Annotated in this window: 14 protein-coding genes; 4 read left to right on the top strand and 10 right to left on the bottom strand. The window is 64.9% G+C overall.

Going from position 1 to position 14354, the window contains the following annotated elements; translation table 11 throughout:
- Nucleotides 1-2 precede the first annotated feature (2 nt).
- Nucleotides 3-2582 carry an EAL domain-containing protein gene (locus SKP52_RS06525; RefSeq protein ID WP_228383847.1) on the bottom strand — a complete coding sequence of 860 codons (2580 nt, stop codon included), beginning with the start codon at nucleotides 2580-2582 and terminating at the stop codon, nucleotides 3-5.
- Nucleotides 2583-2788: 206 nt separating this feature from the next.
- On the opposite strand from SKP52_RS06525, the gene SKP52_RS06520 reads away from it, so the two are divergent.
- Nucleotides 2789-3820, top strand: a complete 1032-nt coding sequence (locus SKP52_RS06520) for a fatty acid desaturase family protein (RefSeq protein ID WP_039573024.1) — start codon at nucleotides 2789-2791, stop codon at nucleotides 3818-3820.
- Here SKP52_RS06520 and SKP52_RS06515 read toward each other — a convergent pair whose 3' ends face one another.
- The 5 genes from SKP52_RS06515 to SKP52_RS06495 form a co-directional block, all read right to left on the bottom strand.
- On the bottom strand, nucleotides 3821-4303 hold the full coding sequence (locus SKP52_RS06515; RefSeq protein WP_039580133.1) for an asparaginase domain-containing protein: 483 nt from the start codon (nucleotides 4301-4303) through the stop codon (nucleotides 3821-3823).
- A 5-nt stretch (nucleotides 4304-4308) separates the two neighbouring features.
- Nucleotides 4309-4794 carry a DUF3291 domain-containing protein gene (locus tag SKP52_RS06510; protein ID WP_039580130.1) on the bottom strand — a complete coding sequence of 162 codons (486 nt, stop codon included), beginning with the start codon at nucleotides 4792-4794 and terminating at the stop codon, nucleotides 4309-4311.
- Between the two features lie 112 nt (nucleotides 4795-4906).
- Nucleotides 4907-6508, bottom strand: a complete 1602-nt coding sequence (locus SKP52_RS06505; RefSeq protein ID WP_039573020.1) for a lysine--tRNA ligase — start codon at nucleotides 6506-6508, stop codon at nucleotides 4907-4909.
- A 61-nt stretch (nucleotides 6509-6569) separates the two neighbouring features.
- Entirely contained in the window at nucleotides 6570-7106 is a 537-nt protein-coding gene (locus tag SKP52_RS06500) for a DUF4199 domain-containing protein (protein WP_039573016.1), read from the bottom strand.
- Nucleotides 7107-7204: 98 nt separating this feature from the next.
- Complete coding sequence (locus tag SKP52_RS06495) at nucleotides 7205-7615, bottom strand: helix-turn-helix domain-containing protein (RefSeq protein ID WP_039580127.1); 411 nt, start codon at nucleotides 7613-7615, stop codon at nucleotides 7205-7207.
- A 100-nt stretch (nucleotides 7616-7715) separates the two neighbouring features.
- On the opposite strand from SKP52_RS06495, the gene SKP52_RS06490 reads away from it, so the two are divergent.
- The 3 genes from SKP52_RS06490 to SKP52_RS06480 are packed head-to-tail and all read left to right on the top strand — an operon-like array spanning nucleotide 7716 to nucleotide 11480.
- Nucleotides 7716-8084, top strand: coding sequence for a PilZ domain-containing protein (locus tag SKP52_RS06490; RefSeq protein WP_052207925.1), 369 nt, complete (start codon nucleotides 7716-7718; stop codon nucleotides 8082-8084).
- 55 nt (nucleotides 8085-8139) lie between these two features.
- A complete protein-coding gene (locus SKP52_RS06485) occupies nucleotides 8140-10872 on the top strand; it encodes an ATP-dependent DNA helicase (protein ID WP_039573012.1) in 2733 nt (910 codons plus the stop codon).
- A gap of 56 nt (nucleotides 10873-10928) precedes the next feature.
- Nucleotides 10929-11480: a SixA phosphatase family protein gene (locus SKP52_RS06480; protein ID WP_039573009.1), complete on the top strand. Its 552-nt coding sequence runs from the start codon at nucleotides 10929-10931 to the stop codon at nucleotides 11478-11480.
- Between the two features lie 16 nt (nucleotides 11481-11496).
- Here SKP52_RS06480 and SKP52_RS06475 read toward each other — a convergent pair whose 3' ends face one another.
- The 4 genes from SKP52_RS06475 to plsX all read right to left on the bottom strand — a co-directional run bounded on the left by SKP52_RS06475 (nucleotide 11497) and on the right by plsX (nucleotide 14354).
- A complete protein-coding gene (locus SKP52_RS06475; protein WP_039573005.1) occupies nucleotides 11497-11895 on the bottom strand; it encodes a MerR family transcriptional regulator in 399 nt (132 codons plus the stop codon).
- Nucleotides 11896-11910: 15 nt separating this feature from the next.
- Nucleotides 11911-12204, bottom strand: a complete 294-nt coding sequence (locus tag SKP52_RS06470; protein WP_039573003.1) for an integration host factor subunit alpha — start codon at nucleotides 12202-12204, stop codon at nucleotides 11911-11913.
- Between the two features lie 153 nt (nucleotides 12205-12357).
- Complete coding sequence (locus tag SKP52_RS06465) at nucleotides 12358-13323, bottom strand: beta-ketoacyl-ACP synthase III (RefSeq protein WP_039573001.1); 966 nt, start codon at nucleotides 13321-13323, stop codon at nucleotides 12358-12360.
- Entirely contained in the window at nucleotides 13320-14354 is a 1035-nt protein-coding gene (gene plsX / locus SKP52_RS06460) for a phosphate acyltransferase PlsX (RefSeq protein ID WP_039573000.1), read from the bottom strand. The genes SKP52_RS06465 and plsX overlap by 4 nt, the downstream gene beginning before the upstream one ends.

Genomic DNA, 14354 nt, shown 5'->3' with positions numbered 1-14354 from the left:
CGTCACGCGGCGCGGCGGACCCGTCCCCGCGCCGCTCCGACGGTCTTCGGACCGATCAAGTCTTCGATGTCGACCGCGACCGCGAATTTGACTCCGACGCGGTTGCCATCCGACCAGCGCGCCTCGGCATCCACGACCTGCTCGGAACCGAATTCCAGCCTTAACTGCGTCCCGGAGGGTACATTCCATAGCCCTTCGATCAGCGCGCCGTGCGGCGACATATTGCGGACGATCGCCTCATATTGATGGCCGCCGCTCGCGATCTGGATCGTGCGGAAGGTGGTGAGCCGCGCCTCGCGCGCACTCTTATACCCTTTCGCCTCGGCGCGCCCGCCGCCTTCGCGCAGCAACGCCAGCACCTCGACCAGGTCCATCGGCTTCCCATAGATATAGCCCTGCACATGGCTGCAGCCGAGACCGCGGATCAGCGAGAGATCATCGTGCGTCTCGACCCCCTCGGCGGTCGTCTCCATCTTCAGCGCGGTCGCCAGCCCGACGATCGACGAGATGATTGCCGCATTCATGCTGCTCGGATCGGCGGCGCCGAGGACGAAGCTCTGGTCAATCTTGATCTTGTCGAACGGCGCCTTCTTCAGATAGCCGAGCGCCGAATAACCGGTACCGAAATCGTCGAGCGCAAGCCGCACCCCGGTCCGCTTCAATTTCTGGAACATCGCAAGATTCTCGGCGCTCTCGTCGAGGAAGACACCCTCGGTGATCTCGAGCTCGAGCTGCTCGGGCCGGATGCCCGCCGCCGACACCGCGCTCATGATCGTCGCCGGCAGCTTTTCATTCGCGAACTGGCGCGGCGAAACATTGACCGCAACGCGGTATCCGGGGCCGAGATGCGCGATCGTCGCACAGGCGGTGCGGATGATCCACTCGCCGATCGGTACGATCAGATTGGCCTCTTCCGCGATCGGAATGAACTTCGACGGGCTGATCAAACCGTTGGTGGCGTGGCGCCAGCGGATCAGCGCTTCAAACCCCGAAATCCGTTCGCTTCGGACATCGACGATCGGCTGATAGAGAAGCCTCAGCTCATCGTTCGCCAGCGCGTCACGCAGCGCATCCTCGATCGCCTTCCGTTCGCTCGCCTGATTGTGCATCGCATCGGCATAGAAACGATAGACGCCGCGCCCGGCATCCTTCGCGGCATAAAGCGCAAGGTCGGCGTTGCGCACCAGCGCCGACGCCGAGACCCCCTGCCCATCCGACACCGCGATGCCGAGCGACGATCCGATGCGAACCTGTTCGCCCTCGATTGCGAAGGGCTTCGCGAGGCTCAGGATGATGGCGTTCGCGATGCCGGCAAGCTTCTCCGGCTGGCACAGCTGCGGCACGACGATCTGGAATTCGTCGCCGCCGAGCCGTCCGACCTGCCCCTTGTCGCCGACGATCTGCGTCAGCCGCCCTGCGACCTGCTGCAACAATTGGTCGCCCACCGGATGCCCCAGCGTGTCGTTCACCGCCTTGAAGCGGTCTAGGTCCATCAGCAACAGCGCGCAGGGCTGCGGCTGACCGCTATGGCTCTTGAGCGCGCGTTCGAGAAGGTCGGTGATGTGGCGCCGGTTCGCGAGACCCGTCAGCGTGTCGTAACGCGCAAGCTGGTTGATCTCGCGCTCGGACCTTTTCTTGTCGGTGAGGTCGGTGCCGCTACCGCGAAAGCCCTGGAAATTGCCGAGCTCGTTGCTGATCGGGTGGCCCGAGATCGACCACCAGCGTTCCTCACCGGGCACCGCTGCCTGCACCGTCAGCTCCTTGAACGGGGTACGCGAAGACAGGCTGAAACCCAGCGTGCGCTCTTCACTCTCGTCGTTGCCAAGCCGCTTGCGGATAATGTCGGTAAAGGGATGCCCGAGCAGGTCGGCGAGCGGACGATCGAGCCGCGCCGCGACGGTCGGCGAGATATAGACAAGCTGGCCATCGCGATCGGTTTCCCAGAACCAGCCGCGCCCCGCGCGCTCGAAATCGCGCATCAGGTTGAGTGCGCGCTGCTGATCGCTGACGCTCAGCCGCGCGGCGCGCGTCGCGCGGCGTTGGTGCCGGACATCCTCACGCATCATCACAATCAACAGGCCGAGAAAGACCAGTCCGGCGACCGCGAACGGCCAGGAGGCCACGCCGATTGCGCCGCCGAGCGCCGTCGCCCCCGCAAACGCGAAAAAGGCGGGACGGACGACCGCGACGGCCGACGCGGCGACAAGCATCGAGCCGATGTGGATCGCCGCAAAGGCATCGAAATGTCGGCTGCCGTCGGGGATGGCGATCGCGTCGAACATCGCGGCGGCGTTGAGCAATGTGCCGAGCGCGATCAGCGCCATGCACAGCATGGCCATCAGCCGTATGCGCTGATGCGCCATCGGACGGGGTTTGCGCATCACCTGCCCGATCACGGTCAGCGCGACATCGCATGGAAGGCCCGCCGCCATGACCAGCCAATGCGCCGGATGATCGAGGAAACCCGTAACGCCCGGGACGAAAGCGAAGGTCAGAAACGCAAGGACGCGGCCGATCAGCACATAATGCCACAGCTTCGCCACCCGCATCAGGTGCGTGACGAATTCCGGTGAATCGAACAATGATTCGCCCGCCGGCAAATCGCCGCCCGTCGGCCGGATGATGTTACGCCGAACCCCCAATTTCCCGAAATTTCCTGCTCATTTTGTCGGGGTAGCAGTGGCCGGAAGGGGTTTCTAAATCCTTACCGCAGGCGGGTGAATTCCGCCGATATTGTACCAAAACGGAAGGGGTTACGTTGCGGTTCGCAACTTGTTATAGATCGGCCATGCCCGCCGTTCGCCTGTTCCCGCCCGACCGCTTTTTCGACCGCGCCGAATGGTCCGCGATCACCCGCGCGTCGTCGTGGCGGGGTGTCTGGCTCGTGGCCCATGCGTGGATCGTCAGCATTGCGCTTGTCGGGTTTGCCGCATGGCTGCAGAACCCCGCCGCATGGTTGCTCGCGGTCATTTTCGTCGGCGGGCGCCAGCTCGGGCTCGCGATCCTGATGCACGATGCCGCCCACGGCGCGCTGCATCCGAACCGGAAAATCAACAATTTCCTCGGCCAATGGCTGACCGGCGCGGCGGTCGGATCGGACCTGATCGCCTATCGCACCTATCACCTCCAGCATCATAAATTCACCCAGCAGCCCGAAGACCCCGACCTGTCGCTGTCAAAACCCTTCCCCACCACGCGCGCCAGCCTGGGCCGCAAGGTGCTGCGCGACCTCACCGGCCAGACCTTCTTCAAGCAACGCATGGCGCAATTCGGCTTCGCCCTCGTCGGCCTCAAGGCGATGCTGCGCGGTGAACAGGGACAGAAAAGCGGCGCGAGCACCAAGGCCGGGACGCCATTCAACAAGCAGTCCGACGACGGCATGACGTCACCGACGATCGACGTCGCGGGCGCCATGGCCGTGGCGCGCGCAGTCGGACGTTTCCTGGGCATGCAGGCGGTGCTGCTCGCCCTGTCGCTCGCGCTCTACGGCTGGACGCCCTACCTGCTCTGGCTCGCCGGGCTCGCGACGACCTTCCAGCTCTACCTGCGCGTCCGCAACATCGCCGAACATGCGTGCACGACGACGGGCAGCGACGATCCCTTCACCCATGCCCGCACCACCCACGCCGGTTGGCTGGCGCGCGCGACGGTTGCTCCATATTGGGTGAATTATCATGCCGAACATCATCTGTTCATGGGTGTGCCCTGCTATCGGCTGCCGCAGGTGCATGCCGCGCTCGGCCGCGCGGGTAAGCATGATGCGATGACGATTGCGCCCAATTATACCGCGGTGCTGCGGCAGGTCACAGCCGCGGGCTGATCAGCCCTCCTGAACGAAACGCGACCCGGCGCGGTCCTTGACCGTCTTTTCGGGATCGAAGATCATCCCGTTCATCGCGACATAGACCCCCGGCGGCAGCGTCTGGACCGCCGCCAGCGCAAAGCCGACGTTGAATTCGGCATCGCTCGCGCGCACCGACGCGGGCTGCATCGCGCCCGTAATCACGATTGTCTTGCTCGCAATCCCCGCGAGCACGCGGCCGGTGACGACCATCGTGTCGGTGCCGTGCGTCACCAGGATGCGGGACGCGTCGCTCGCGGCGACCGCGGCGCGGATCGCCTCGCGGTCGGCATCGTCCAGCTCCAGGCTGTCCTTGCGCATCAGCTGCGTCACGCGGTGCGGCACATGGACATTATTCTCGCGCAACATGTCGGGAATCGCCGCGGGACCGATCTGGAACTCGCTGAGCGCGTCGAAATAGACTTTGTCGATCGTCCCGCCGGTGGTGAAAATGTCGATCATGTCGGTCACGCGCATTCATCCTGTACCGGCAGCGCCGACGTGCCATCGGGCGCGGCGAACGGCCGCTTGAAAGTGAAGGCTTCGGCGGTCGGCCCACTCGACTCGATCATCGCGATCCGCGCCATGCCCTCGGCAACCGTCGGACGATGCCCAGCGGGAACCCACCACAAGGCCTGATAGACCGCCATATGGTCGAACCACTCCTTGCGCCGCTTCATGATCGCGAGGTGATCGGGGGTGCGATAGACATAGGCCGCGAGCGCATCGATATCGCGCCAAACCGACATGTTCGCGATCAGGTGCGGATCGTCGGTGACGGGCACGTCGGTCGCATTGTTTCCATCGCCCGTCAGCCGCCAGACGAAGCCGTCGGCCGCCTCGGCAACCGCGTTGACATGGTCGAGCGCGTCCATGAAGTCGCGGTTCGCGACATGCGCGGGCGGCAGGCGAAAGCGCCCGATGTTGATCTGCGCCAGCTCGTAAGCGGCCATCTTATCCTCCCAATAAATCCCGTTCGCATCGAGCGAAGTCGAGATGCCCATCGGTTGCCCATTCCGTCGGCGTGTCTCGACTTCGCTCGACACGAACGGAAGAAGGAAAATCCTACGCCAAAGCCTCGGCGATCAGCCGCCGCGTATTCTCCACGCCGAACAGCGCGACAAAGCTGCCCATGCGCGGTCCGGCGCTCGACCCGAGCAGGGTCTCGTACAGCGCCTTGAACCAATCGCGCAGGCTTTCAAAGCCATAGGCTTCGTTCTTGCCAATCTCGTACACGATGTTCTGGATATCGTCGGCCGAGGCATCGGCGGGCAGCGCAGCCAGTTTCGTGTCGAGGTCGGCCAGCGCCGCGCCCTCGCCGCCCGCGGGCTTGCGGCGCTTCAACGTCGGCGCGACATAATCGCGGTTATACGCCATCGCATTGTCGATCAGCCGGTCGAGTTCGGGATAAGCCTCGGCATTCGCGCCCGCGACATATTGGCCAAGATAGCGCCAGATCTGGTCCTTCGACGCATCGGCGCCCATGACGCCCACGAGATTGAGCAGCAACCCGAAAGTCACCGGCAGCTCGGCGCTCGGCATATCCTCGCCGCGCGCGACATGGACGTGGTGCACGGGGTTGCCGAGCTTCTTGTCGGGTTCCTGCGCCGCGTAATTTCCGCGCATTTGCAGATATTCGTCGACCGCCTTCGGGATCACCCCGATGTGCAGCTGCTTCGCCGCCTTGGGCTCGCGATAGGCGAAAAAGGCCAGGCTTTCCTCGCTGCCATAGTCGAGCCATTGTTCGAGGCTGAGGCCATTGCCCTTCGACTTCGAAATCTTCTCGCCCTTTTCGTCGAGGAACATTTCGTAGATCAGCCCCTCGGGCTTGCGCCCGCCAAGCGCCTTGGCAATCTTGCCCGACTGGGTGCCGCTGTCGGTTAGATCCTTGCCATACATCTCGTAATCGACGCCGAGCGCGACCCAGCGCATCGCCCAGTCGACCTTCCATTGCAGCTTCGCGCCGCCGCCAAGGATCGAGTGGGTGATCGTCTCGCCCTCGTCCTCGAACGATACCAGACCGGCGTCGGCATCGACCACGGTCACCGGAACCTGCAGCACGATGCCCGACTTCGGGCTCACCGGCAGGATCGGCGAATAGGTCGCGGCGCGCTCGGCGCGGAGCGTCGGCAACATGATGTCGAGAATGTCCTGATTGTGGCGGAGGACATTTCGCAGCGCGTCGTCGAACGCGCCCGTCTTGTAGCGCTCGGTCGAACTGACAAATTCATATTCGAAGCCGAAGCGGTCGAGAAACTCGCGCAGCATCGCATTGTTATGATGCGCGAAACTCTCAAACTTCCCGAACGGGTCGGGGATCGCGGTGAGCGGCTTGCCCAGATATTCGCGCAGCATGTCGCCGTTCGGCACATTGTCGGGAACCTTGCGCAACCCGTCCATATCGTCGCTGAACGCGACCAGCCGCGTCGGCGCGCCGCCGGTCAGCGCCTCATAGGCGCGGCGGACCATCGTGGTGCGCAGCACTTCGTTGAAGGTGCCGATATGCGGCAGGCCCGAGGGACCATAACCCGTCTCGAACAAGACCGCCTCGCCGCCCGGCTTGCCATCGGGATAGCGTTTGACCAGCTTGCGCGCTTCCTCGAACGGCCAGGCCTTGGACGTTTGCGCGGGTTCGCGCAGCGAAGGGTGAAGGTGCAGGTCAGTCATGCCGCGCCCATAGCGGCAAGAAGCGAGGATGGGAAGAAGACCGGCCTTCTTCCCGTCGATCTCACCCGCGCGGCTGCGTCGCGGGTAGGAAGCTGCTCCGGCGCAGCAAAGCCGCCGACACGAGCGACACCAGCAACGCGACAGGTAATATCTCGGTCAGCGTCAGCGCCATGCGAAACAACGGATTCTTATATTGCTCCGCCATCGCGCCCATCTCGGCCGAAAATTCCGCGATCTCGGCGGCCGGTTTGCCCGCGGCGCGCATATCCTCGACGCTCTGGGCGATATAGTCGGTCATGAAGGTCCCGCCGGTCTGCCACATATAAAGCTCCCAACCGAGAATGTAGAAGAGCGACGCGACGAGCCCGATGCCGAGTCCGACCCCGAGCGCCTTCCAGAAGGTGATGACCCCGCCCAGATTGACGTCGCGAAAGCGTTTGACGCCGATGAAGACGAACAGCAATGCGACGAGCATCGACAGATAGCCGGCGACCATGCCCATCGTGCCATGATCGGCAACGAAGGTGATGCTGATGAACATGCCGATGATGACGATGACGCCCGCGATGGCGCCGTAAACTGCGATTATCCTGCCCATGATCTGTCTCCCCATTTGGTGAATGCCATGCGAGGTGAACCGAAACAACGGCTGGAATCTATCGCCCAAACGGGTGATTTGGCGCCTCTCACCCGATTTTACGGCAGAATGTCGAGCGCTCGCGCTTTCTGGACCGCTTGCGTCCGGCTGGCGACCGCCAGCTTTTCATATATCCGGGCGACATGCGTCTTGACCGTGTTGGGCGAAATATCGAGCTCGCGCGCGATCACCTTGTTCGCGTGTCCCGCCGCGAGCATTTCCAGCACCTCGCATTCGCGTACGCTCAGCCCCAGCGCCGCGACCGCCGCGTCGTTGCGTGCAAAAGCCTGGCGTGGCCGTGCGGTCAGCCGGTTGCCCGCCCATATGCCGAGCGCGACGCAAAGGACTGCGATGACCGCGACATAAAACTCGGTCGACCAGCGATGCACGACATGTTTGTAGTTCAGCCACTCGAGCAGAAACGCCGCGGCGGCAAGCGCGATACCGTAAAGGATGATCGGGCGGACCATGATCGGCATAGACCATTCTCGGCCATCGCTTGCAACATTGTCCCATGCCGAGCCAACATCGTTACCGGAAAATTTACCATGCAGGCGTAGCGTCCCGGTCATGGACAATTTTCGCACCCCCACCGCCCGCGGCCACAAGCGCACCGCCGTTTCGATCGACGTGACCGTCAACGGCGTGCTCAACTTCGTCGACGGCCGGATCACCGACCTGTCGGAGGGCGGCGCGCGCATCGGCGGGGCGAGCATGCCCGCGCGCTCGCGCTGCGAAATCCATTATGGCGGACAGGTGACTTATGCCGTCGTGATGTGGTCCGAATATGATCGCATGGGCGTGCGCTTTCCCTATGAGCTGGCGCATGGCGCGCTCTATAATGCGCTGAAGATCGCACGCGACGCATCGATGGTCGAACCCGCGCAGATTTTCCACAGCAACCGCCCGACCATGTTCGGACGCCGCGGCCTTTCCTGATCGATCCATCTCGCCCACCTTGCCGCGTTCGCCTTTTGTCCCTAGCTAGGGAGCCATGGCTCCCGATCCGCTTACCCTGCCCGCGATCCACGCGAGCCATATTGGCATCTGGATCGCCGACACGCACGGCCGCGTCCAGCGCGTCGGGCGCGGTGAGGCAATCGCAGCGGTCGCCGCCACCCCGCACCTGTTGCTCAATGCGACACTGACCGGCGACCGGCTGGGCTATCCTGAACTGTCGGGGCTCGACCTGCTCGAACTCTTCGCCTTCCTCTATCCCGCGCGCTTCGCGGTGCCGACCCCGGCGGGGATCGCCGCTGCAATCGGCCTGACACCGCCGACGAGCGAGGAGGATATCGCTGCTTTTCTGCCAAAGGCGGCGGCCGCGATGCTCGCCAGCATCGACGATCCCGCCTGGCCCGAGCGCGAGGGCGCGTGGCATGGCATGCAGGCGCTCGCCCGCCAGCGCTGGTCGTGGTCGCCACTGATCCAGCGCCTGCCCGCGCCCGACGCCAACGAGCGTTGGCTGTTTTCGCGCCTGCCCGAATGGGAAGAGGGGCCGCCGCGCGCGCAACCACGACAGGTGAAGATCAATTCGGAGGATGTGGCGGCGCGGCTCGACCGGCTAACCGGCGACGGCGCCGAGCGAAGGCCGGGGCAACAGGATTATGCCCGCGCGACGGCGTCGATCTTCGCTCCGCGCGATCGCAAGGATGCGCCCCAGATGCTCGTTGCCGAGGCCGGGACCGGCATCGGCAAGACGCTCGGCTATCTCGCCCCCGCCAAGCAATGGATCGACCAGTCGGCGGGCGCCGTGTGCATCTCGACCTTCACCAAGGCGCTGCAGCGCCAATTGGCGCGCGAGACCGAGAAGCTCTACCCCGACGCCGAAACACACCGCGAAAAGGTCGTCGTGCGCAAGGGGCGCGAGAATTATCTCTGCCTGCTCAACCTCGAAGACGCGCTGCAGGGCGGCTTTTCGGGCCGCGCCGCGATCCTCGCGCAGCTTGTCGCGCGCTGGGCCGCCTATACGCGCGACGGCGACATGGTTGGAGGCGACCTGCCCGGCTGGCTCCCCGCCCTCTTTCGCCGCAACGGCACCACCGCGCTGACCGACCGGCGCGGCGAGTGCATCTATGCGGGCTGCCCGCATTTCCGCAAATGCTTCATCGAACGCTCGGCGCGCGCCGCGACGCAGGCCGACATCATCATCGCCAACCATGCGCTGACGATGGTGCAGGCGGCGCGGCCACGCGACGGCGGGGCGCCCGCGACGCGGCTGATTTTCGACGAAGGCCATCATCTGTGGGACGCCGCCGACAGCATGTTCGCCGCCGCGCTGACCGGGCAGGAAGCCGTCGAAATCCGCCGCTGGGTGCTCGGCCCCGAGGGCAAGTCGCGCGGGCGACGGCGCGGGCTCGCCGCACGGCTCGCCGATGTCGCAAGTTATGACGAGGCGGGAGATCGCGCGATCCAGACGGCGATCGCCGCCGCCGCCGAATTGCCCGGCGACGGCTGGCTTGGCCGCTTGTCCGAAAATGACCCGTGGGGCGCGATCGAACGGCTGCTCGTCGCGGTGCGCGCCATGACGTATGCACGCAGCGTCGATACACGCACCGCCGACGCAGGATACGGCCTCGAAACCGAACTCGCCGATCCAGATTCAGAGCTGGTTACCGCCGCAGCGAGCGCGAGCGACGCGGTCGAGGCGCTGCTCCGGCCGCTGATGGCGCTCGGCCAGCGGCTCGACGCGCTCGTCGACGATCCGCCCGACTGGCTCGACGGGCAAGCGCGCGCGCGCGTCGATGGCGCGCGGCACAGCCTTGGGACGCGGATCGACACATTGGGCGGCTGGCTGTCCTTGCTCGGCCGCGTCGGTGGTCCCGCCGCCCCCGATTTCGTCGATTGGCTCGCGGTCGACCGCTACGACGGGCGCGAATTCGATACCGGACTCCACCGCCACTGGCTCGACCCGGCAAAACCGATCGCCGATGTCGTCTACCGCCCGGCGCAGGGCGTGCTCGTTACTTCTGCGACGCTGCGCAACGGTGGCCATGGGAGTGGCGGCTGGGCCGATGCCGATATCCGCACCGGCGCGCGCCACATGGACGGCGGCGTCCAGCATTTCGCGGTCCCTAGCCCGTTCGACTATGCCCGCCAGTCGGAGGTACTGATCGTCACCGACATTGCGCGCGGCGATCTCCCTGCCCTTGCCGGTGCGTACAGCAGGTTGATCGAGGCGTCGGGCGGCGGCGCGCTCGGACTGTTTAGCGCGATCCGGCGGCTGCGCATCGTCCATGCCCGCATCGCCGACCGCTTGGCGCGTGCGGGGCTGCCGCTCTATGCCCAGCACGTCGATCCGCTCGACACCGGCACCCTCGTCGACATTTTCCGCGCCGATCCGCACGCCTCGCTGCTCGGCACCGATGCCCTACGCGACGGCGTCGATGTCCCCGGCGAATCGCTGAGGCTCGTCGTCATGGAGGGCGTGCCTTGGCCGCGCCCGACGATCCTGCATGCCGCCCGCCGCGCGGCGCAGGGCGGCAGCGCATATGACGATATGGTCATCCGTGGCCGCATCGGGCAGGCCTTCGGCCGCCTGATCCGCCGCGCCGATGATTTCGGCCAATTCGTGATGCTCTCGCCCTCTTTTCCATCGCGCCTGCTCAGCGCCTTTCCCGAAGGCACCCCGATCCGCCGCCTGCCGCTCGACGAAGCGGTCAACCATGTCGCCGCGGCGAATGTCGAACGCAGAAAAACCGCGTTTCCCGCCTTTTCACCGTCATAAGTTTCCGGCACAAGGCGGGCGAACCGAGGGATAGCGCAGCGGCGCGGGGAGAGATTTTGAAGACTTTGACGATCCTGCGCCACGCCAAATCGGGTTGGGATGTCCAGGTCGAGCGCGACTTCGACCGGCCGATCAACAAGCGCGGCGCGCGCGGTGCCGAACTGATCGGGCAATGGCTGAAGCGCCAGAAACTGCCCGTCGACCGCATTATCGCTTCGCCCGCAGTGCGCGTGACCGAAACGCTCGATATCTTCCAGCCCGCGGCCGATCTCGACGGACTTGAGCCGCACTGGGACCGGCGCATCTATCTCGCCTCCGCGGCGACGCTGATCGACGTGATCCGCGACACCGGCAAGAATGCCGAGCATCTGCTGATTTCCGGCCATAATCCGGGGCTCGAGGATCTGATCCTGATGCTCGTTCCCGAATCGGCGGACGATGAACTCCGCGCGAAAGTCGAGGAAAAGCTGCCGACCTCAGCGCTGGCGCGGCTCGAACTCGACATCGCGGACTGGCACGATCTCGACACGAACAGCGCGCGTTTCAAGGGCTTCATCCGCCCGCGCGACCTCGACCCGGCGCTCGCGCCGGCGATGGACAACGACTGAAGCCTTAAATCCTGCCTTAGCCGAGCGCGGCGGCGAGCCGCTGGCGGAGTGCGACCAGCGCCTCGACCGGGATCCCCGTCTTACCCTGCGACGGCGCGGCGCTATCGAGCATCTCACGCATCAACGGCGCGCGCGCCGTGGGCGCCGCCCCCGGCTCGGACAGCGCCTTGCGCGCCCCCTCGACTGTGAAGCCCTGCACATGCAGCAGATGGTGGATGCGCTCGGCAAGCGCGACGTCCTCGGCGCGGTAATAGCGGCGGCGCCCCGAACGCTGGAGCGGTTTCAGCTGCGGGAAACGCGTTTCCCAATAGCGCAGCACATGCGTGGGGACACCGATACGCACCGCGAGTTCGCCGATGGCGAGCATGGCGCCGGACGCCTTGCCGCCATCGTCGGTCAGGTCAGAACCCGACATTAGGTAAGGCCCGGTTTATTTGCCGGCAACGCGGGCTCGCATCGTCTGGCTGGCGCGAAAGGTCATGACGCGCCGCGGCAGGATCGGCACTTCAATACCGGTCTTGGGGTTGCGGCCGATCCGCTGCGCCTTGTCGCGCAGGACAAATGTGCCGAAACCCGAGATTTTGACATTCTGGCCGACCGCAAGCGCGTCGGACATATGATCGAGAATCGATTCGACAATCGATGCCGATTCATTGCGTGACAAGCCGATCTGCTGGTTGATCCGCGTCGCAATGTCGGCTCGTGTGAGCGTCCCTGCTGTCATGTTGATCCCTTCCCCCTCACTGAAGCAAATATGGTCGATTGCTCCCCGGACAGCCCCCACCGTCACGAGTCCCGTTACCATATGTAACAAATGCGAATTAATCCGCCAAACTGAAACGGATGGAGCGAGAAGTTGACGCGACGGGGCGAAGCGTCAGATGCGCAGGACTGCGGCGCCCCAGGTGAAGCCGCCGCCCATCGCCTCGAGCACCACCAGATCGCCGCGCTTGATCCGTCCGTCGCGCACCGCCAGGTCGAGCGCGAGCGGCACCGAAGCCGCCGACGTATTGGCGTGCTGGTCGACGGTCAGCACGACGCGTTCGGCCGGCAAACCCAGCTTTTTGGCGGTTGCGTCGATGATCCTTTTGTTCGCCTGATGCGGAACGACCCAGTCGATCTGTTCGGCTGAGAGGCCAATATCGGCCATCACTTCGCCCAGCACCGAGGCGAGGTTGGTAACGGCATGGCGAAACACTTCGCGGCCCTGCATGCGGACATGACCGACCGTGCCGGTGGTCGACGGACCGCCGTCGACATAGAGCATGCCTGCGTATTTTCCCTCGGCATGAAGCCGGGTCGCGAGAATGCCCTGGTCGTCGTCGACATCCTTGGCCGACAGGACGACGGCGCCCGCACCGTCGCCAAAGAGGACGCAGGTCGTGCGGTCTTCCCAGTCGAGGATGCGGCTGAAGGTCTCCGATCCGATCACCAGCGCATGTTTTGCGGCGCCCGTGCGCAGCATCGAGTCGGCGACCGACACCGCATAAAGAAAGCCCGAACAGACCGCCGCGACGTCGAACGCGATGCAATCGGGCACGCCGAGCAGCGCCTGCACCTTGGTCGCGCTGGCCGGGAAGGTGTTATCTGGAGTCGCGGTCGCGACGATGATCAGGCCGATGTCGGAGGGCTCGAGCCCGGCGGCGGCCAGCGCCTGCTTCGCGGCATCGGCGCCAAGCGTCGCGGTCGTCTCATCGGCCTCGGCGATATGACGAAAGCGGATACCGGTGCGCTCGACGATCCATTCGTCGCTAGTGTCGACGCGCTTCGCGAGTTCAGCGTTGGATACCCGCGTGCGCGGCAAAGCCGAACCGGTGCCGGCCAAAATGGCGCGCAGCGTCATGCCGCGGCGCCGCTACGGAAGTTCGCGAGATCTTCGGTCACTTGACGCGTAATGTCCTTCTCGATCAGCTCGGCGCAAAGGTGTACGCAGTTGGCGACCCCCTTTGCATCCGCGCTGCCATGGCTTTTGAGCACCACGCCGTTCAGGCCCAGGAAAACAGCGCCATTGTGATTGTTGGGATCGAGGTGATGCTTGAGCAATTCGGTCGCGGGGCGCGAGATCAGGAAACCGATCTTCGAGCGCGTCGAACTGGTGAAGGCGCGGCGGAGCAGGTCGGTGACGAACCGCGCCGTGCCTTCGATAGTCTTGAGCGCGATGTTGCCCGAAAAGCCGTCGTGGACGATCACATCGACGTCCCCGCGCGACAATTTGTCGCCTTCGATGAAACCGGTAAATTCCATCGGCAGCCCATGCGCCTCGCGCAGCCGCGCGGCGGCATCGCGAATCTCGTCGGTGCCCTTCAATTCCTCGGTGCCGATGTTGAGCAGCGCGACACGCGGCTTTTCGAGCCCCATTGCGGTGCGCGCATAGGCGGCGCCCATGACCGCGAACTGGATCAGGTTGTTGGCGTCGCAATCGGTGTTGGCGCCAAGGTCGAGCATCACGACGTCATTGTCGCCCAGCGTCGGCAGCAACGCCGCAAGCGCCGGCCGATCGATCCCCGGCATCGTACGCAGCGCCAGCTTCGACATCGCCATCAGCGCGCCGGTATTGCCCGCAGACACGGCGCCGCCGGCATCGCCGCGCTTCACCGCGTCGATCGCCAGCCCCATCGAGGTGCTCTTCGCCTTGCGGATCGCCTGGCTCGGCTTGTCCTCGCCCCTCACCACGCCATCGGTGTGGATGATATCCGACGCCGCGCGCAGATTGGGGTGATTTTCGAGCGCCGCCTTGATCTGCACCTCGTCGCCGACGAGGATGAAGCGGAGGCCGTCGTGCTTGTGGCGCGCCATCGCGGCGCCGGCGAGCATCATGCGCACGCCGACGTCACCGCCCATCGCATCGATTGCGATTCGCGGTGTCAGTGCCAT

Origin of the sequence: Sphingopyxis fribergensis (assembly GCF_000803645.1) — a bacterium.
GTDB classification, from domain to species: domain Bacteria; phylum Pseudomonadota; class Alphaproteobacteria; order Sphingomonadales; family Sphingomonadaceae; genus Sphingopyxis; species Sphingopyxis fribergensis.
The sequence above is the reverse complement of the archived record's forward strand: the minus strand, read 5'-3'. Positions and strand labels throughout refer to the sequence as shown.

Coding starts and splice junctions, on each gene's coding strand:
- SKP52_RS06520 (WP_039573024.1), top strand. CDS start 2,789: ATGCCCGCCGTTCGCCTGTTCCCGCCCGACCGCTTTTTCGACCGCGCC.
- SKP52_RS06515 (WP_039580133.1), bottom strand. CDS start 4,303: ATGATCGACATTTTCACCACCGGCGGGACGATCGACAAAGTCTATTTC.
- SKP52_RS06510 (WP_039580130.1), bottom strand. CDS start 4,794: ATGGCCGCTTACGAGCTGGCGCAGATCAACATCGGGCGCTTTCGCCTG.
- SKP52_RS06505 (WP_039573020.1), bottom strand. CDS start 6,508: ATGACTGACCTGCACCTTCACCCTTCGCTGCGCGAACCCGCGCAAACG.
- SKP52_RS06500 (WP_039573016.1), bottom strand. CDS start 7,106: ATGGGCAGGATAATCGCAGTTTACGGCGCCATCGCGGGCGTCATCGTC.
- SKP52_RS06495 (WP_039580127.1), bottom strand. CDS start 7,615: ATGGTCCGCCCGATCATCCTTTACGGTATCGCGCTTGCCGCCGCGGCG.
- SKP52_RS06490 (WP_052207925.1), top strand. CDS start 7,716: ATGGACAATTTTCGCACCCCCACCGCCCGCGGCCACAAGCGCACCGCC.
- SKP52_RS06485 (WP_039573012.1), top strand. CDS start 8,140: ATGGCTCCCGATCCGCTTACCCTGCCCGCGATCCACGCGAGCCATATT.
- SKP52_RS06475 (WP_039573005.1), bottom strand. CDS start 11,895: ATGTCGGGTTCTGACCTGACCGACGATGGCGGCAAGGCGTCCGGCGCC.
- SKP52_RS06470 (WP_039573003.1), bottom strand. CDS start 12,204: ATGACAGCAGGGACGCTCACACGAGCCGACATTGCGACGCGGATCAAC.
- SKP52_RS06465 (WP_039573001.1), bottom strand. CDS start 13,323: ATGACGCTGCGCGCCATTTTGGCCGGCACCGGTTCGGCTTTGCCGCGC.
- plsX (WP_039573000.1), bottom strand. CDS start 14,354: ATGGCACTGACACCGCGAATCGCAATCGATGCGATGGGCGGTGACGTC.